The 19,657-nt window shown below is 37.4% G+C and carries 15 protein-coding genes; 5 read left to right on the forward strand and 10 right to left on the reverse strand.

The genetic code is table 11. The annotated features are described in order from the left end of the window. Positions 1–45 precede the first annotated feature (45 nt). The 6 genes from EHR_RS12610 to EHR_RS12635 all read right to left on the reverse strand — a co-directional run bounded on the left by EHR_RS12610 (position 46) and on the right by EHR_RS12635 (position 9,968). Positions 46–2,379: a cell division site-positioning protein MapZ family protein gene (locus tag EHR_RS12610; RefSeq protein WP_010737344.1), complete on the reverse strand. Its 2,334-nt coding sequence runs from the start codon at positions 2,377–2,379 to the stop codon at positions 46–48. A gap of 370 nt (positions 2,380–2,749) precedes the next feature. Beyond that, positions 2,750–3,859: an RNA polymerase sigma factor RpoD gene (gene rpoD, locus EHR_RS12615; protein WP_010719586.1), complete on the reverse strand. Its 1,110-nt coding sequence runs from the start codon at positions 3,857–3,859 to the stop codon at positions 2,750–2,752. A gap of 23 nt (positions 3,860–3,882) precedes the next feature. Next, on the reverse strand, positions 3,883–5,724 hold the full coding sequence (gene dnaG / locus EHR_RS12620; RefSeq protein WP_010719587.1) for a DNA primase: 1,842 nt from the start codon (positions 5,722–5,724) through the stop codon (positions 3,883–3,885). A 186-nt stretch (positions 5,725–5,910) separates the two neighbouring features. Beyond that, positions 5,911–8,232: a cation-translocating P-type ATPase gene (locus EHR_RS12625; protein ID WP_010737343.1), complete on the reverse strand. Its 2,322-nt coding sequence runs from the start codon at positions 8,230–8,232 to the stop codon at positions 5,911–5,913. 167 nt (positions 8,233–8,399) lie between these two features. Further along, positions 8,400–9,182, reverse strand: a complete 783-nt coding sequence (locus tag EHR_RS12630) for a DUF368 domain-containing protein (RefSeq protein ID WP_223603424.1) — start codon at positions 9,180–9,182, stop codon at positions 8,400–8,402. Positions 9,183–9,326: 144 nt separating this feature from the next. After that, positions 9,327–9,968: a lysozyme family protein gene (locus EHR_RS12635; RefSeq protein WP_014834739.1), complete on the reverse strand. Its 642-nt coding sequence runs from the start codon at positions 9,966–9,968 to the stop codon at positions 9,327–9,329. 201 nt (positions 9,969–10,169) lie between these two features. Between EHR_RS12635 and EHR_RS12640 the strand changes: the two genes are divergently transcribed. Both EHR_RS12640 and mprF read left to right on the forward strand, forming a co-directional pair. Continuing rightward, positions 10,170–10,886: an alpha/beta fold hydrolase gene (locus EHR_RS12640; protein ID WP_010737340.1), complete on the forward strand. Its 717-nt coding sequence runs from the start codon at positions 10,170–10,172 to the stop codon at positions 10,884–10,886. Between the two features lie 21 nt (positions 10,887–10,907). Further along, entirely contained in the window at positions 10,908–13,493 is a 2,586-nt protein-coding gene (gene mprF / locus EHR_RS12645; protein WP_010737339.1) for a bifunctional lysylphosphatidylglycerol flippase/synthetase MprF, read from the forward strand. Between the two features lie 105 nt (positions 13,494–13,598). Here mprF and tuf read toward each other — a convergent pair whose 3' ends face one another. The 4 genes from tuf to EHR_RS12665 form a co-directional block, all read right to left on the reverse strand. Continuing rightward, positions 13,599–14,786, reverse strand: coding sequence for an elongation factor Tu (gene tuf / locus EHR_RS12650; RefSeq protein ID WP_010719593.1), 1,188 nt, complete (start codon positions 14,784–14,786; stop codon positions 13,599–13,601). Positions 14,787–15,049: 263 nt separating this feature from the next. After that, entirely contained in the window at positions 15,050–15,454 is a 405-nt protein-coding gene (locus EHR_RS12655) for a GNAT family N-acetyltransferase (RefSeq protein ID WP_010737338.1), read from the reverse strand. A gap of 44 nt (positions 15,455–15,498) precedes the next feature. Further along, on the reverse strand, positions 15,499–15,879 hold the full coding sequence (locus EHR_RS12660) for a VOC family protein (protein ID WP_010737337.1): 381 nt from the start codon (positions 15,877–15,879) through the stop codon (positions 15,499–15,501). Between the two features lie 341 nt (positions 15,880–16,220). Continuing rightward, the gene (locus tag EHR_RS12665) at positions 16,221–17,225 is read right to left on the reverse strand and encodes a nucleoid-associated protein (RefSeq protein WP_010719596.1); all 1,005 of its coding nucleotides are present in this window, start codon (positions 17,223–17,225) and stop codon (positions 16,221–16,223) included. A 170-nt stretch (positions 17,226–17,395) separates the two neighbouring features. Between EHR_RS12665 and EHR_RS12670 the strand changes: the two genes are divergently transcribed. From EHR_RS12670 to EHR_RS12680, 3 genes are all read left to right on the forward strand, one after another. Continuing rightward, the gene (locus EHR_RS12670; RefSeq protein ID WP_010737336.1) at positions 17,396–18,247 is read left to right on the forward strand and encodes an aldo/keto reductase; all 852 of its coding nucleotides are present in this window, start codon (positions 17,396–17,398) and stop codon (positions 18,245–18,247) included. A 20-nt stretch (positions 18,248–18,267) separates the two neighbouring features. Continuing rightward, complete coding sequence (locus EHR_RS12675; RefSeq protein ID WP_010719598.1) at positions 18,268–18,522, forward strand: hypothetical protein; 255 nt, start codon at positions 18,268–18,270, stop codon at positions 18,520–18,522. Between the two features lie 355 nt (positions 18,523–18,877). Continuing rightward, positions 18,878–19,468, forward strand: coding sequence for a hypothetical protein (locus EHR_RS12680; protein WP_014834740.1), 591 nt, complete (start codon positions 18,878–18,880; stop codon positions 19,466–19,468). Positions 19,469–19,657: the final 189 nt, after the last annotated feature.

Consider the following 19,657-nt stretch of genomic DNA (forward strand, 5'->3'; position numbering starts at 1 on the left):
ATCTACGATATCTGAGTAGTATTTGATCATTGTCTATCTAGCAGATTAATGGCTGCCATTTCCGCCAAACCAGCCTGTTTTACAATTGATCGTCACAATATAAAATGGTAATGCACTTTCACCGATTCCACGCATCAAATTAGATTGGGTTGAAGTAGCATAAAGATTATAATAACCTTCACCATTTTCGATTCTCGCTTTTTCTAGTTTATATCCACCTGCCACAATGTAGCCTCGTTGAATACAAGTAGCAATAACACTTTGTTGGACTCCTGGTGCCCAATTCCATGCTGGATTAGATGCATCAGCCACATCACTTTGTCGAGTTGACATGATGGGTTGATTGGCTGAATTAGTCTTATTGGTCGTTGAACTAGATTTTGCTTGTTGTGCAGCCAGAGCTGCAGCTTGTTTGGCTGCTTCAGCTGCTTTTTTTGCTTCTTCAGCTTTTTTCGCTTCTTCTTTTGCTTGTGCTTCTTTCTGCTCTTTCGCAGTCAAGGTTTCATCTACTTTTTTTAGTTGATCTTTTAAAGCGACAGCTAGCTCTTCATTTTTGATTTGCTCTACAGCATTTTTTGCTTCGTCATACTGCTCTCTGTTCGCACTGTCTACGACTTGATTATCATGATAGACAACGTTCACTTTATCTTTAGCCGTCTGCAATTGTTTGTATTGATCCTCTGCTTCGGTTTGCGCTTGCTTGATCAGACGTCCAAAAGCAGTTTCATTTGTAGTCATTGGTTGAATGGCTTGATCTTCTTTTAGTTTGGGATCAGCTGCTAAATGATCATCGTCAATCACTACCGAAGTAAATAACTGGTTGACACGTTGAATATCTTTGATTTTGGTTTGGATATCCTGGAATGTTTTTTCTAATTCAGGATATTCTTTCTCTTTTTTTACGTCATTCAGATCAGTCTTTAGTTTAGCTAAGTCTTGATTGATCATTGAAGTACGGATAAACTGGTGAGACGGATCTGTATAAAAAGCGTTCAAGGCAGTTTGTAGCTCTGCCACCTTTTGTTTTTGTCTTTCTTCTTGTGCAGCGATTTGCGCCTGAACATCTTGCTGATGGTCATAATAAGCCCAACCACCGACTCCGAGCAAGACGATTGCTGCTAAAGCCAGATACGGTCCTTTTTTCGATCTTTTTCGTTTCCCCTCATCAGACTTAGCTGATGTAACTGGTTCTTTTTGTTCCGTTTCTGTCCTTTGATCGATTTCATTTGATAATTCTGTTTTTTCTATAGCTTCTGGTTTTGAAGAATCTTTCTTACGAATTTCTTCTTTTGGTTCTTCTTCTTTTACCGATTCTTCTTTCGATATTTCTTCTTTCGATATTTCTTCTTTTGCTGTTTCTTTTTTCGATATTTCTTCTTTTAGAACTTCTCCGTTTGATTGATTCTCTTGTAATGGAGCTGCTTTCGGAATATCTTTTTCTGAAACTTCAGGTTTCAAATTTTCGTTTAACGCTTCGTCCTCATGGGTTGAGTTTTTATCGACATCTTCCGCACTCGCTTTTTCTTCGACTTCTTTTTTTCCTATCAAAAGATTTTCTGACGACGATTGGACGTGAGTCGATTTTGAAGCGGGCACTGGTTCTTCAGTTTGTTCCTTAGAAGAAAGCAATTGATTTTCTTCTAAAGTTTGGGTTACCGTTAAGCGTTCATTATTTTTTTCTGTTGCTGTTTCAAACGTTTCTTCTTGATCAATCACTTGATGGTCAGTTGGCTGAACAACGCTATCGTTCGTATCAACTGGTTCCTTTTCTTTCGTTTCACGTTCGTTAGTTACTGGCACTATACTTTCTTGTTTTGAATCAGTCTCTTTGGCATTTTTAGCTGCGAGTTCCTCTTGGATCATTCGCATCAATTCTTCTGCATGTTCTTCTGTTGTATCTTCTCTATGAGCTTTGATATAAGCAGATAAAATCGAATTTTCTTTTTCATGATCAACAAATTCTTTTAATTCAGCTACTCTTTTTTGTTGTTCTGCTTCGATTTCATCCGTCAATTCATCGCCCTTAGCCTGTTTTTTCAAATCAGTTCCTTCTTCGCTTGTTGACGGCTTTTTGTTTGCCTTTTTAGTGACTACATCTTCAGCATCATTAGTTTCTGCTAGATTCGTTTCTTCAGATGATTCTTCTTTAAACAAGGCCATGACCGATTCTAATGGTAACTCTGTTAATTCTGACCATTCGATTGGATCATTTAATTCCGTGTCAGGAAAATGTTCTTCTGAAGAATCTATTGGTAATTGACTGTTGTTCTTTTCTTCATTCGTGTGTTGGTCTTGCTCTTTTATTTGGTAACCACAATCAGGACAAATCAACTTTCCTTTGATTTTCTTTGATCCACACGTTGGGCATTTTTTTATCACTGAGCGATCGGCTCCTTTTGTTAGGTTTACGCTACCATTTAATCTACCATATTCTGAAAGTTTCGCCAAGAGTCTATTTTGATCAAACGGATATCAAATAGTATAACTCGTAAAAATAAAACAAATAATTTACAAAAAGTTTCTTATAATTACGCATAGTTACGCAATTATTTATGTTTTCATCATCATAACGTTAATAGCGCATCAATTATTTATTATGATCAGGTTCAAGCTTTTGACTCAGCCATTGACTAAAAAAGTAGCACGAGATCATCTATTCTGATCCCGTGCTACTTTGTTTTCAGTAAAGGCTACTCGCTATTTTAAAAGACAGTCATTGTCTATAAGATTCAAAATTTGAATCCTATTTTTACTCTAAGAAATCTTTCAATTGTTTTGAGCGTGATGGATGGCGTAATTTACGTAACGCTTTCGCTTCAATTTGTCGAATACGTTCACGTGTTACTCCGAATACTTTCCCAACTTCTTCGAGTGTTCTGGTACGACCATCGTCTAAACCAAAACGTAAGCGGAGAACATTCTCTTCACGGTCAGTCAATGTATCTAAAACATCTTCTAATTGTTCTTTTAGCAATTCATAAGCCGCATGTTCTGCAGGACTAGTAGCTTCTTGGTCTTCAATGAAGTCTCCTAAATGAGAATCATCTTCTTCACCAATTGGTGTTTCTAAAGAAACTGGCTCTTGCGCAATTTTCAATATTTCACGTACTTTTTCTGTAGGAAGGTCCATTTCTGCCCCAATTTCTTCTGGCGTCGGTTCTCTTCCTAAATCTTGAAGTAATTGACGTTGGATACGGATCAATTTATTGATGGTTTCTACCATATGCACTGGGATACGGATCGTACGTGCTTGGTCAGCGATGGCACGAGTGATTGCTTGTCTGATCCACCATGTAGCATAAGTTGAAAATTTGAATCCTTTACGATAGTCAAATTTTTCAACAGCTTTCATCAAGCCCATATTTCCTTCTTGGATCAAATCAAGAAATTGCATGCCACGTCCAACATATCTCTTAGCAATACTTACGACCAAACGAAGGTTTGCTTCAGCTAAACGCTGTTTTGCTTCTTGATCACCTTCTTCGATTTTTAAAGCAAGAGCTACTTCTTCTTCCGCAGTTAATAGGGAAACACGACCAATCTCTTTTAAATACATACGAACTGGATCGTTGATTTTTACACCAGTAGGTGCTGACAGATCTTCTGTTTTTGCTTGTTCCGCTTTTTTCTCTGCACTCTTCAAGCTATGGATCGATGGATCTCCATTTTCATCAACAACGCTGATTCCAGCATCCTCGACTTTTTGGATCAATTTATCCATCTCATCCGCATTCAATGTGAATGGCGTTGCAAGTTTATTTGAAAGATCATCATACACGACTTGTCTTTTTGGTTTGTTTTCTTTGATAAAAGCTGCTACTGCTGCTTCATACTTTTTATTCTCTGTTACATTTGCCATAAAAGAAGGCCCCCCTTGAGTAGCTATTCGGCTTGTTTTAACTGTTTTGTTAAATTAATGATCTCAATCGTTAATTCCAATTCTAATTGCTTGTTTCCAGTTCTTCTAGCCTCTTGCTGCATTTGTTTTTTTAAAGTTATTTCATCAGCTAAACTAGACTTTCTGATTACACGCAATAAGTCTTGGATTTCTCTTGGTGTGCTTTCTTCGGCTACACGCAAATACTCGATTTCCACCACTAAACGCCTTAAATTTTCATCTTGCAAAAAGTCCAAAAACTCCGCAAGGTTGAATTCATCATGTTGTGACACAAATGCATCGAATAAAAAATATACTTCTGCATAAATGTCATGAATAAACTGAAATTGCTGTTCTTTCAAAAGATTACGGACAGATATCTCTTTGAACACTCTGTACAAGAGCATTTGTTCCGCTTTTTCTACTTGAGTCAGCGGTCTCTTTTTCGTTATTGCCGTCCGTGAAATAGCTGGTTCTGGCAATGTCGTTGGTTGGTTGGTTCGATTCGTTTGATTTTCCCTGCGAAAATCCCGTATTTGCTTTTGCAGGGTTTCACGACTAAGTTGAAATTCGGTCGCTAGTTGCGATAAATACATATCTTGTTCGATTGGCGAGACAACTTGACTAAGTTCTCTCGATACCTCTTCTAAGTACTGGATTTTATCTTTTTCATTCTCCAGGTTCTTGTCTTGCTTCAAATAACGTGACTTGAAAGTAAAGACCGTTTCACGACCATGAAAGATCAGTTCATTAAAGGAGTCATTTCCATATTTACGTAAATATTCATCGGGATCAAGTTTTTCCGGAATCACAACGATTGATAATTGCAATCGACTATTTTGTCGTAACAATTCGATCCCTCGATTCGTTGCCTCGAATCCTGCCTTATCTCCATCGTAACAAAAAACTAGTTCTTTGGTTACTCGTTCAATCTGCTGGATCTGTTGATTCGTTAAACTCGTTCCCATGGAAGCTATCCCATTTTTTACACCTGCTTGCCAAGAAGCAATGACATCCATGAAACCTTCAAATAAAAGAACTTCACCGCTTTTTCGGATATCACTACGTGCTTTATCCAAGTTGAACAACACTTGTCTTTTATTGAATAATTCTGTTTCTGGACTATTCAAATATTTGGGTTGATCTTTTTCTTGTCCTTTTTCTGGTGCAAGCCAGCGTCCAGAAAAACCAATCGTGCGCCCTTGAGGGTTTCTGATAGGAAACATGATACGTTGGTAAAACCGATCAGATATTCCTCCATCCTCATGAGAGATAAACAAACCAGAACGTTCCAACACTTCTTGATCGTATGCTTCAGTTTTAAATACTTGTTTCAAAAATGAACGTTCATTCGGTGCAAATCCGATCGCAAATTCTTCAATCAATTCTAGTGTCAAACCACGTTGTAGTAAGTAATCTAAAGCTTGCTCGCCTACTTTCGTGTGTAGCAACATATGATGATATACTTCTGCGGCTTTTTCATGCGCTAAAATCAATTTTCCTGTAATTGAATCGCTATTTTCGAAGGGAAGTGTTTGTTTGCGCCATTGATCTTCTAACTGAATTTGTTCAAAATCAGCAACTTTGACGACTGCTTCTGGGAAACTAAGTCCTTCTAGTTCTTGAAGAAAAGTAAAGACGTTTCCTCCTTTTCCGCAACCAAAGCAATGAAAAATCTGTTTATCTTCAGCCACCGAGAAAGATGGTGTTCGTTCTTCATGAAAAGGACACAAACCTAAATAATTCTTTCCAGATTTTTTTAATTGGACGTATTGACCAATCACCTCAACAATATTCGTTTGTCCACGAATCGTTTCAATGACTTCTTGAGGAATCCGTTGAGCCATGCTTTCACCCCCTGTAAATAGCTAATTGGCATCTGTCAAAGAGATACCTCAGGAGAATAACCGGTAAAAAATCGCACTAACGAAAATCAGTGCGATTTTAAAGGACACAATTATACATGTTTCATTCTATCACAATTCTAAACTTTTTCAAGTATAATACTTGTCATTCTAAGAACAAGCAACGGTTTATTTCGTTGTTGCTAATTTATTCAATAAGTAGTCACGGATATTGGTCTTTCCATAAATCAGTCTCAAAATGATATTAACGATCATAAAACCAATGAAATATGGCCAAGCCGTTCCTAACCCAAGATCAACTTCTAACAGATGATGGAAAAGCATCGCTGCTACATAAATCCCTACAACAGTTGTTACCGCTAAGAAAATTCGCAACGGATTAAATGGATAACACGCTTTGACTACTGCCATACAGCTGATTCCGATCAATAGATAATACATTAAAGTGGTCGTTTGCAACTGGGTAAATGGCAAAACTTTTCCTAAAATATAAACCACAATAATATTCAATACGACTAGCAATGCATTTGGCAATGCATTGATCAATGCTGTTGGTAAATAACGATAGGTAATCTTTCGTTTATCTTGTTCAAACGATAAGAAGAAAGAAGGATAACCTTCAATAGCTAAGTCAATCAATGTGATCTGGATTGGGATGAATGGAAACCCGATTGCAGTAATTGCGCATAAGATAGAAAGAATAAACGAATAGATCGTCTTTATAAAGAAAATACCTGAAACTTTGGTCACATTGTTCACGACACGACGCCCTTCGAATAAGACTTCTGGTAAAGTCGTAAAATCAGAATCAAGTAAAACGAGATTAGCAATTTGTCTTGTTGCACCGTCTCCTTCAGCCATGGCGATACTGCAGTCTGCTTCACGCAGTGCCAACACGTCATTGACTCCATCCCCAGTCATAGCCACAGTTCCACCACTTTGTTTTAATTCGTTCACTAATGTTTTCTTTTGTTGTGGACTCACACGACCAAAGACCGTGTATTCATGAGCGGCTTCCCGGACAGCTTTTTCTTCTGTCATCGTAGAAAGATCAACATACGAATCATAATTTGGTAAGCCTGCACGGCGGGCAATATTTGAAACTGTGAACGGATTATCACCTGAAATAACCTTTAGATTCACACCTTCAGCATGTAAATAAGCTAATGTTTCTTCTGCATTTTTACGTATTGGATCGTCAATCTCAAACAGCGCGATTGGTTCAACGCCTTTTGGCTCTCCTTCAGTCAAATGTTGTTCAGGAGCGACACCTAGCATCAATACACGGTAGCCATTTGCTTGAGCATCCACCAAACTTTCTGGCAGTTGTGATTTTTCAACCAAACGTTCAGGAGCTCCTACATAGATCACACCTAATTCAGGAAACTCCATTGCTCCCCATTTACGGTCAGAAGAGAAAGCTAACTTTTCAGTCACAGTATAGCGATTAGCTACTTGAAAGTAATCTCTAAGTGCCCGCATGGTAAGATTATTGTCACTGCTTTCAGCTAGATAGGTTCCCATGATTTCAGGAATCGCTTTTTCGTACTTAGGATTTAGGGCTTCGACCCGTTGGATACTCATTTTTCCTTCAGTGATCGTCCCTGTTTTATCCAAGCAAAGCGTATCTACATGAGCAAGTGTTTCAATCGAATACATATCTTGGACTAAGATTCTTTTCTTTGCTAATTTCGTTACACCAGTAGTCAGTGCAATACTAATCAAAAGGACTAAGCCTTTAGGCAACATCCCTAGTAATGCTGCTGCCGAAGCAATAACAGAAATCTTAATGGAAGCATCACGGATAAATAACGCTTCTAAAAATAAAATAATACCTAATGGAATGATAATGAAGCTAGTAAATTTCGATACTTTTCGAATAGAATCGACAAGTTCAGAATGAATCGCTTTATGGGTTTTTGCCTCACTCGTTAGGCGAACTGCATAGTTGTCTGCACCCACACGAATCGTTTGAGCTAAAACAGAACCACTGGTTAAGAAACTACCTGAAAGCAATTCATCTCCTTCGGTTTTGACAATCAGGTCTGACTCCCCTGTCAATAGTGCCTCATTGGCTTCTGCGCGTCCTGAGATCACTCTTAAATCAGAAGGAATCTGTTCCCCTGCACCAATCTTTACGACATCTCCTAAAACTAATTCTTTCGTTGAAATCGACTGCTCTTTTCCTTCGCGGACAACTCGTACCTCTGATTGCGAAACAATCGATAACTTTCTTACTAGATTTCTAGCATGGATTTCTTGATAGATACCAATAATGATATTCACCACAATGATTGCCAAGTAAGCCATATTGGAATAGGCACCGACCAATAGTAAGCAAATCCCAATACCAAAATTTAAAAAATTGAACAGCGTTAGTATATTGTCACTAAGAATCTGCTTAGTACTTTTTGATGCATCCTCTTGGTAATCATTTTGCTGCCCAGAGGAAATTTTTTGTCTCACTTCTTCCTGAGTAAGACCGTTCATTTCTTTCGTTTCCATTTTTCGCCAACTTTCAAAAAATAATCAATATATTTAAGTCTAGCTTGTTCTATTATTAAAAACAACTTATTTTTTACAAATTTATACAAAATAAGAACACATGATTCTATGCCGTTGAGAAATCCCAGCAAAAATCATGCGCCATTCAACCTTTATTTATATTGTTCTTCTAAACGACTCATCCACCAACCTAATGCGATACCAGCAAAAAATAAAATGGGACAAAAGATGATTCCTAGTAAACTTAAATTTGTGTAATCTGTAGGAACAATCATTACCGTCGAAGCAAAAACAACTCCTAAAATAAAATGGAACAATTTACTATATGCCTTAGAAAATATAAAATCAAATAACTTTGATAACGTCAACACGCAGAATACCGCGCCTAAACCGATCGGTAAGATCACGTCTAAGCGAGCTTCTTTGAAACCATCAGCCATCGCCTTGTATAACCCCATATAGACTAAAAAATTCGAGGGACTCAGTCCAGGAACAATCATCCCTAAGCCGATTAGACCACCAGCGATGATCCAAGTTACTGTGTTTTGTTCAACTTGACCATCAAATAGTTGTGATCCGTAAAGTAAAAAGAAATAAGCCACGATCAATGTGACGATCATCAGGATGATATCACCTGATTGCCGCCCTTTCTTTCCAGCTTCTTTCCACAACGCTGGAACAGTACCTACAATACACCCAACAAAAAACCATAAAATCGTCGTTTCATATGTCCCTAATAAGAAACTCACCAAAAAGGAAAGCAAAAAGACTCCGCTGATGCCTCCTAATCCGACAGGCAAAAAGAAAAGCACGTTTTCTTTAAAATTTCTGGTTAGATGAGCTAAAAAAGAGATCAATCGTTCGTACATCCCAAAAACAGCTGCTAAAGCGCCTCCGCTTACCCCCGGTAAAATAAAACCCGAACCGATAAACATTCCCTTTACAAAGCGCAATAGCCAGTCTTTCCCTGAATCTTTCGCTACCTTTTCTGTTATGATTTGTTCTTTTTCCACTTTTTTGAGCACTCCTTCTTTCTGATAAGATAAAGATCTAGCAAAAAATCTCAGCATTACACTCAATTAGTTAAAAACTTTGTCATATAACTCAATGAGGTCTTCATTCATCTTGACAACTTTTGTGTAAAACATGTTCCCTCCATTATGATAAAGATAACCGCCATTGTAAAGCAATGAGGGGACTCGCCAATAGCGATACTTGGTTTTTTTCTCATTACCTAAAAGTGGACTCAAGACATTTTTGGAATATTCTTCTGCTATCTCCATAGTATTTTCCCCACCTCGTTTTTTTACGTAGACAATATAATCCTTACCGAAGTTATAGGCTTGTATAGCTGTATCAAGATCACATCCTTGTTTTTTTGCCTCATTGATCATTTCTGCTAAGTAGCTGACTCCTTGATCGATACTTTCTTTTTGATTATCGATCAAATTGGCTTTACCATAGGCGCTTTCCGAACTTTGCATCAAATCAATCCCCTTGCCTTTTGATTCTGTTAAAATGATCCCCTTGACCAAAGACTCGTACTCTTCCATATGGTACTTTTTGATTGCTGTTGTTATTTCTGGTTCGTACTTTTCTACTCTTTTAATTGATTGATAGGTTTTTCCTAAGATGATCAATACTCCTATGACCAAGACAATCACTAAAAAAGAGACGATTCTTCGAAAGATTGATTTTTTCTTTTTTTCATAAACATTCACCTAGTTATTTTGACATCTTTTTTTATCTTACTATTTATTATCGTTTTTGGCTATTTCTTACTAATCATTTGTTCCTTTCCTTAATAAAAACTGAAATTTTCGGAATTTTTTACTATCTTACGAAAATGATCGTTGTTTTTTTAGGAAAACAATTGCTCTTATAGGAGAATTGTCGTTATACTTTAACCAGTAGGTGATTATGTGAAAAAAGAAAAGAAATATGCAAAAATGACTGATGGAACAGAGATCTATTATGAGAAAAGCGGAAATGGCATGCCTCTGTTTTTACTCCATGGTAATGATGGCAGTGGTCGTTTCTTCTCAGAGCAAGTTCCTGTCTTTAGTCAGTTTTATACCGTTTATCTCATTGATAGTCGAGGTCACGGACGTTCAACGAATCAAGCAAATACCTTGTCTTTTCGTTTGATGGCAGAAGATCTTTATACCATCATGCTACTTGAAGGAATTACAAAAGCAAATATACTAGGTTTTAGTGATGGAGCTAATCTTGGATTGGTCTTTTCAAGTTATTATCCAGAGAAAGTACATCGATTAATATTAAATTCAGGAAATACTTTAGTTAAAGGGGTTTTATTCTCAGCGAGACTGCTTAGCTACTGTCATTATATTGGTATGTGGTTGCTTTCTTTAGTTTGCCCATCGCTTAGAAAAAATTTGTTGGTGATCAAATTGTTGTTAAAAGATATCGGTCTTTCAACAGCAGATTTAGAGAAAATTAAATGTAAAACATTGATTATTGTTGGAAAAAAAGATGTGATCAGACTGCAACACTCCCTTTACCTAGCAAAAACGATCCCAAATGCTTCTTTTGTTTTAGTGAACGAACAAGGACATCAGTTAGCTAGAAAAGATCCTCAACGTTTCAATCAAGAAGTATTAGATTTTTTGTCTGAATAATAAGAATAGTAGGTGATTTTTTTGTTAAAACAAGCCTTACAATGGTTCAAAAACCATTTAGGTCTCTTTAAAACAATCTTTTTAATTTCTGTGGTTGTCATTATCGTTAGTGAATTGATCAATATTGGCAAAACACTATCGATCGCTCAATTAGCCGAAACATTTGCAACAATCCCACTTTGGAAGACGGGGTTGATGCTCATTGTTGGATTACTATCTGTTGCACCGATGATTGGGTATGACATCATCCTTAACCGCTTGTTGGGACAAAAATTAAAAAAGAGTTATTTATTTGAAACAAGTTGGTTGATCAATACCATCAACAATGTTGCCGGTTTTGGCGGCTTTGTCAGCATCGGATTACGCTCCGAATTATACGGTCATAAAAAAGACAGTAAGCAGTTGATGCAAGCTTTGTCGAAGATCTTTTTATTTCTAATGGCTGGACTGTCTATTTATAGTTTGATTTCTTTTTTTATGGTCTTTTTTGCACCGGTTGCGCCTTTTATTAAGCAGTATTGGATTTGGTTGATCGGTGGTGGGTTATACTTCCCACTTGTTTTTGTAGTCACTACCTTAAAAAAAGAGGGCTACCTCGGAGGACTTTCATTAAAAACACAAGGACAATTGCTGCTTGTCTCGATCTTAGAGTGGTCTGGTGTCTTGTTCACCTTTCTAGCAGTTGGGGCACTTATGGATATCAAAGTCGATTTGTGGCAAACGATACCGCTCTTTATCGCAGCTTCAGTTATCGGAATCGTCTCGATGATTCCTGGTGAAATCGGTAGTTTTGATATCATGATGATTATCGGTCTTTCTGCCATAGGTGTGCCAAAGGCAACTGTAGTCGTTTGGATCTTACTGTACCGAATTTTTTATTACATTATTCCTTTTTTGATCGGGATCGTCTTTTTCTTTAAGAATATTGGCTCAACTTTTGATCAACGTTATTCTGGTATTCCTAAGCAGCTGGCAACAGAGATTGCTCATAAAGCCGTCGTCGTCCTTTTATATTTTTCTGGTATCATGATGGTTCTTTCAGCAACGATCCCACAAGCTTTTACCGAGTTTCGTTGGCTGCATAGTATCAATCCGTTAAGGTTGCATTTTATTATTCAATTCCCAAGTATGTTGTTAGGATTTCTCTTTGTCATCATGGGGCGTGGGATTGCTGCAAGAGTCAAAAGAGCCTATTGGCCAACTATTGCACTGATCTTTTTAGCAGCATCTTATGTGACGATTATTGACTTTAGCTTTACTGCAGCTATTTTCCTATTGTTACTGTTGTTGATCGTAATTGCTTCGAAAAATGAATTATTTAGAGAACAAATCATTTATTCATGGGAATGGTTGACGATTGATGGTGTGATTATTGGTGCTTTAGCGTTGCTTTACATCATTATTGGTGTTTATAATCTGCCAACATTTCCTCATCGTAAGCATCATTTTATTTCGTTCTTTTTGTTCCCGTCAGAAAAGATTTGGTTATCTGGATTATTTGCTATTATTGCAGTAAGCTTTATCATCATTCTTTTCGTCCACTTCCTACAAGGAAAGAAACAGCAAGTCGGCGAACCGTTGGATGAAGAAAAAGCGTTAAATATCCTCCATACCTTTGGCGGAAATTCTGACAGTCAATTGATTTTCTTAAAAGACAAGCGCATGTTTATTTACGAAAAAGACCAAGTTGGAACGGTTTTATTACAGTTTGCTTGTTACAATAATAAATGTATCGTGATGGGTGATCCTTCGGGTAAAAAAGAAGATTTTCCTGCTGCTATCGAAGCGTTTATTGAAGAAACTGATCGTTTGTGTTACCTACCCGTCTTTTATGAAACGAGTGAAGAAATCGTGATGATTTTACATGAATTTGGCTATGATTTCATCAAAATGGGCGAAGAAGCACATGTTGAATTAGCCAATTTCACTACTTCTGGAAAGAAAATGAAAGGGTCACGTGCGATCTTGAATCGGATTGACCGAGAAGGTTTTACTTTTGAGATTATTCAGCCACCTTTTTCTGCGACACAGATGACTGAACTCAAACAAATTTCTGATCAATGGTTAGGAAGCCGAAAAGAAAAAGGTTTTTCACTGGGGTTCTTCTCAGAAGATTATCTACAGCGGGCACCGATCGCTGTTTTAAAAGACCCGCAACAAGACTTAGTAGCATTTGCTTCGATCATGCCAACCTACACAGATAACAAAATCGGCACGATTGATTTGATGCGTTATGATCCTGAGAAAGCACCAGCTGGAAGTATGGATTATCTTTTCCTTCATTTATTTGAGTATATGAAAGAGGAACAGATTGAGTTTTTCAACTTGGGGATGGCGCCATTATCCAACGTTGGAACCTCAAGAAAAAGTTTTATTCAAGAACGAATCGCTTACTTAGTTTATGAATTTGGTTCACATTTTTACTCTTTCCACGGCTTGCGTGAGTATAAAGATAAATATGCGACTCATTGGACTTCCCGCTATACTTCCTATTCACGTGACAGTTGGATTGCCTATGTCATGATCGCATTATTGATCATTGATAATGCACCAGTTGACCATAAAAAGCGATTAGTAGGTTTAAAGAAATGGTTACAAAAACGCTGAATATGACAACTTATATCTAATGATGGATGAAAAAAAGACGCATGATTCTAAAAGTCATCTGACTTGTTGAATCGTGCGTCTTTTTTATTTATCTATCCTTTGTTCTTAGGCTTCGATTTCTGTTACGATACCTGAACCTACTGTACGACCACCTTCACGAATGGAGAAAGTCGTCCCGTTTTCAATAGCAACAGGATGAATCAATTCTACATCGATCGTTACGTTGTCGCCAGGCATGACCATTTCCGTTCCTTCTGGCAAAACAATTGTTCCTGTTACGTCAGTTGTGCGGAAATAAAATTGTGGTCGATAATTATTGAAGAATGGTGTATGACGTCCGCCTTCTTCTTTAGTCAAAACATAAACTTCTGCTTTGAATTTAGTATGAGGTGTAATTGAACCAGGTTTGGCAATCACTTGGCCACGTTCGATGTCTTCTCTTTGAATCCCACGTAATAACACACCTACGTTATCCCCTGCTTCACCGTAATCAAGCGTTTTGCGGAACATTTCAACTCCTGTTACTACGGCTTTTTGCGTTTCTGGTTTGATCCCTACGATTTCGATTTCGTCACCGACTCTAACAGCCCCACGGTCAATCCGACCAGATGCTACTGTTCCACGTCCAGTAATTGAAAATACATCTTCGACGGGTAACAATAATGGTTTGTCCGTATCACGTTCTGGTGTTGGGATGTATTCATCGACTGTGTCCATCAATTCCATGATAGCTGCTTCTGCATCAGGATCACCTTGTAATGCTTTTAATGCTGATCCTTTGATAACAGGTGTATCATCACCTGGAAATCCATATTCGCTTAATAGTTCACGAACTTCCATTTCTACTAGATCAATTAATTCTTCATCATCGACTAAATCTGTTTTGTTCAAGAAAACAATCAAATATTTCACGCCTACTTGGCGAGAAAGTAAAATGTGTTCACGAGTTTGAGGCATTGGGCCATCCGTAGCAGAAACAACCAAGATTGCTCCGTCCATTTGAGCTGCCCCAGTGATCATGTTTTTCACGTAATCCGCATGCCCTGGTGCATCGATATGTGCATAGTGGCGTTTGTCTGTTTCGTATTCCACATGAGCAGTATTGATCGTGATTCCACGTTCACGTTCTTCTGGTGCTGCGTCGATACTAGCATAGTCTTGAGGATTTGCTAAGCCTTTTTTACCTAGTACTGTAGTGATCGCAGCAGTTAAAGTAGTTTTCCCATGGTCGACGTGTCCAATGGTTCCAATATTTACGTGTGGTTTACTTCTATCATAATGTTCTTTTGCCATAATTAACAAACCTCCTAATTAATTTAGAGCTTTAAAGTTTTGCTCTCATCTGTTGTCCATTATAGACTTCTTTGGAAAAATCCAAAAAGAATCTGTCCGCCTTACTTTTTGTAAGTATCGAACAATTTGTATTATACGTCAAACTTGGTCAAAGTCAACCAAGAACACTTATGCTGATTAATGACTAATTTTTCATCAGCCAACCATGCGTAATTGTTGTGACCATCTCCTTGTTTTCACTACAATGGGCTCTTTCGTAACTATCAATATTCGCGATAAAAACAAATCATTTCTTGTGTCGCTACCGACTGAAATTGGCATTTTTCATAAAATCGACGGGTTCGTTGTTCATTTTCTGTCAATAAAACTTTTTGTCTGACTTTTGGATAAGCTTGTACCATTTTTTCGATTAATTGTGTCCCGATCCCCTTGTTTTGATAAGCAGGATGAACAAGCAAATCTTGAATATAAAGAATTGTTTCGCCATCTCCGACACTACGGATCAACCCAATCAATTGTTGTTCGTGCCATACCGTTATTACTTCGAGTGACTGCTGGATTCCCAGAGCTAATTGTTGGATGTCCTTCGTATAGGCTGACCATCCTACAGCTGTATAGAGCGCGAACAATGCATCAAGGTCAATTTTTTTCTCTTCGCTGAATTCCATGTGCTTCCTATCCTTTGCTATATTTTTGTATGATGTAATCTGTCTCAATCTGTCGTTAACTCAATCAGATTTCCTTCAGGATCTTGGATAACCGCTTCATAATAACCGTCGCCCGTAGTTCTTGGACCACTGATCAATGGATAGCCATCTTTTACAAATGTTTCAGCAAATGAATCCACCTCTGTTTTTGTTCCCACTGAAATTGCTAAATGAGCATAACCAAAAGTATCGACTGCACGATCTGATAAAAAAGGCTTTGTAATCAATTCAATCCGACTTCCTGAGGTGAAATTCAGGAAGTAAGATTGAAACCGGGTTTTAGGATTCGTGTATTTCTCTGAACTTTCTGCAGCAAAATAATTCTCATAAAACGCTCTCATTTTTTCTAAATCATTAACCCAAATAGCAATATGTTCAACTTTCATTTTGTAACACTCCTTTATATTTTCGTTATCTCTTCCTATCCTTTATACCATTTTCTCTTTATTTGATAAAGAATGATGTGATTATTTTGGCTTTTGCTCTTAGTGATCAGTTCATAAAAGAAATGGTGTTATCTGGTAAAAAGAAAGCTGTCATTCTGAAACATCTAAAGATATGCACTACTTATATAGTTTACACCTGCAAAAAAACCAAGAAAAACTTTATACTGACCGAAAAAAGTTAACTTTTTAATCCAACTTTTAACGTTCACTATAGTTTCTCTTGGCTCTTTTCTTGTCTGCTACATTTTATTGTATTCTCTGAATAAGCATTCTTTTAATAATTATAAACGATTTAATACTTCGTCTACATTTTTGATCATGACTGAGATTGTTCCATCTGGGTTATTAACAAATTCGATCAAATCTGGATTTCGGTAGACGTCTACAGGGACGATCAATTCGATTCCATTGGATAACTTGAATTTTTGTTTACCAAATTTTTTCTCAGAAATTTCTTGGACTTCTCTGACTGGCAAAGCTTCAGCAACAAATCCCTGTTCTTGGACTTCTTCTTGAAAAGCTAATTTCGCTGTGATATTTTCTTTGAAGACTTTTTCCGCAATCATTTCATGGTCTAGTCTGCCCTTTTCCTCGATCGTATCATAAACAGCCTCTTTTAAATCAGCCACTAGATCAAATTCTTCAGTTTCAAATTTTTTCCCTAAACTTTTAGCTACTTTTTGGATCACTTTGACATTCTCTTCTAATGAAGGCGCAGGAACACTTTCGATGACTCTCCCCGAAAAATAGAGTTCTTTTTTTCCAGAAAACTCATATTTTTTTTCAATCAATTCATAGGTTAAATCAGTTAATGCTACCGCAAACGCTTCATCTGCCTTTTGGGATTTTGCCCCCAATATCGCTCGATTCAAAATCAATTGATTGGCGATTCCTGTTTCGTCTGCCTCTACAAAATGTGTATAGGATTCTCGGTAATTGACTTTTAACAAAGCCACATACATCACCGTATCTACTTCATACAAAACAACAAAGACATCAGCGCTTGGCGCTTCTTCGCTTTCTTGATAGATCTCAAACCAGCGTTGAACGATCCCTTCACTTGCTGCTACAAAGTTTTCTTGACAGTCCTGGACTTGTTTCGCCATCATACTTTCAGGTGACAGCTGTCCTGTTTTCGTTTGTGCAGAAGAAATTTTTTGGATTTTCTTTTGTAAAAAATCTCGAATAAACTCTTTAGTCAGATCCAATTCTTGTTGAGAAAATACGGGTGATCCCGTTTCACGATCAATAATATGCATAATTGCTTTTTTTAAATAAATATCCATGTTCTCATTCCCTTCTGATTTAGTTTACGGAAAATCAATACAAAATACCAGAACGAAAATCATTATTTTCCTTTTTTGAAAAAAATAATTGTCTCCTAAACAAAATGGATTCCTTTTTTGAGAAAATGCGCTACACTTAAAAGTGAACTAAAAATTAAGGAGTTGAGAATATGGATTCATTAACAAATACGTATCGTTTATCAAATGGTTATGAAATTCCGATTGTTGGTTTTGGTACTTGGCAAACACCGGATGGCGATGTCGCAGTTTCTTCAGTCAAAGAAGCGCTAGCTGCTGGTTATCGCCACATTGATACAGCACAAGGTTACAAAAATGAGGAAAGCGTCGGTCAAGCGATCAAAGAAAGTGGGATTCCCAGAGAAGAGATTTTTCTAACAACAAAACTTTGGAATGCCAATCACAGTTATGACTTAGTGATGTCTTCGTTTGAAGAATCACTACAAAAATTACAAACAGATTATATTGATCTTTTCTTGATCCACTGGCCTAATCCTGTGGCTTTCCGTGACAATTGGGAAGAAGCAAACGCCCAAACTTGGCGAGCTTTTGAAGAGCTGTATGAAGCTGGAAAAATCAAAGCCATTGGCGTCAGCAACTTCTTGCCCCATCATCTAGATGCGTTACAAAAAACAGCCAAGATCATGCCAATGGTCAACCAAATTTTCTTAGCTCCTGGTGAATTACAACCAGCAGTCGTTGACTATGCCAAAAAACACGAAATGATCCTGGAAGCTTACAGCCCACTTGGCACAGGGGAAATTTTCGATGTACCAGAGATGCAGGAAATTGCCAAAGCCCATCAAAAGAGTATTGCTCAGGTTGCTTTACGCTGGTCCTTACAACATGGTTTCTTGCCTCTGCCAAAATCCGTAACTCCTAGTCGGATCAAAGAAAATGCTGAACTTTTTGACTTTGAACTGTCAGAAGAAGAAATGCAACAAATCGATCAATTAGATGGCGTAGTTGGTAAAGCAAAAGATCCAGATACTACCCAATTTTAATTTAAGGATGTTTGATAACAATGACTCCGATTGAACGTTTAGAAAGGCTCTCAGAAGAAATCACTCGTACTTTTCATCCTGATTTTATCTTTTTGATCGGACCAGACAAGATCCAACACTTCCCAGCACGTAACTGGTCCCATGATCAAAAAATTCAAGAGCTAACCAACCGTTTCGATCATTCGCTAATGGTTACGACTTGGCAAGGACATGAAGTGATCTATTCACCTGAACTGTCTGTCTTTGCTTTGATTCCTTGTTCCAAAACAACGTAGCTGACTTCAATGATCGTGATAAGCCGATACACACTGAGTTTTTCTTGCCGGTGTCGTATCGGCTTATCTTTTGATATACACCTAAAAAGAGGAAACATTTCTGTTAAAAACAAATATTTTCCTAAAAAAATGCGTATAAATACATACATATCTAAGTTTTTTTCGTATAATCCTTTTCATTTCATCTTTTTTTCTTATAATCGAAAGGGTATGAGCGAAGGAGAGAACATATGAAGAAAAACAAAAACAAAAATTACTCAATCAATTCCGTCCTTCTTTAGATGGAATCAGAAGTCAATTATTTCATTCTTTAGAGGATGAAAGTCTACGTCGTTACGGCTTACCTTTACAAGTCATGCTTGATCCGAAAGACCGCCACATCTTAACGATTGGACTTGCAGGAAAAACAAATGAAGATACTCGCATCAATGTACCGATTGATGATAATTTCACAACTGTCTTAAAACGAATCCGTTCAGGAGAAAAAGACATCTTTGAACGCTTCCGTGACAACTTATTGATTGAAATCGTTTCTTATTGGAATGATCAACGTCTTAAAAATGATGAACCAACTGCTCAAGAGGTTTCTACACCTGTTGCTGAAACAAAAGTTGCTGACTCAAAACCTGTGGAATCACCTAAAACAGCTGAAGTATCAAAAGCGGAAACAACTGAAAAACAACGCTCAACTGAAACTGCCGCTTTGAATTTCGCTGATTTTTCAAGCGCAGTAGCGGAATATCCAAAATTTTATGTAGAAAAAGAAGCGGATGCAGCAGTCATCTATGAAAAAAACTCAGATGAACCACGTAAATTAGCTGAAATTTCAATGACAGCAGAAAACCAATTTACAATTGAAAAAGCGTTAGAACGCAAATACAAAGTGAAACTGACATTGATCCCATTGATCGAACAGTTTGCTGCAACAGCTATTTCAGAAAGATAACCAGTTTCACAAATCTATCCACCGCATCAAAAAACGGATTTTTGTCAAATGATGCCGGTAATGAGAAATCATAAAATGTTAAATGAGCAGAAAGGCAATTGCCCTCTGCTCATTTTTTTATAGTAAAATATTTTTTCTATTACTTTGAATCACCAAAAGTTGTCAATAATCTTCACCAATCTTAAAAAA

It is taken from the genome of Enterococcus hirae ATCC 9790 (assembly GCF_000271405.2).
GTDB classification, from domain to species: Bacteria; Bacillota; Bacilli; order Lactobacillales; family Enterococcaceae; genus Enterococcus_B; species Enterococcus_B hirae.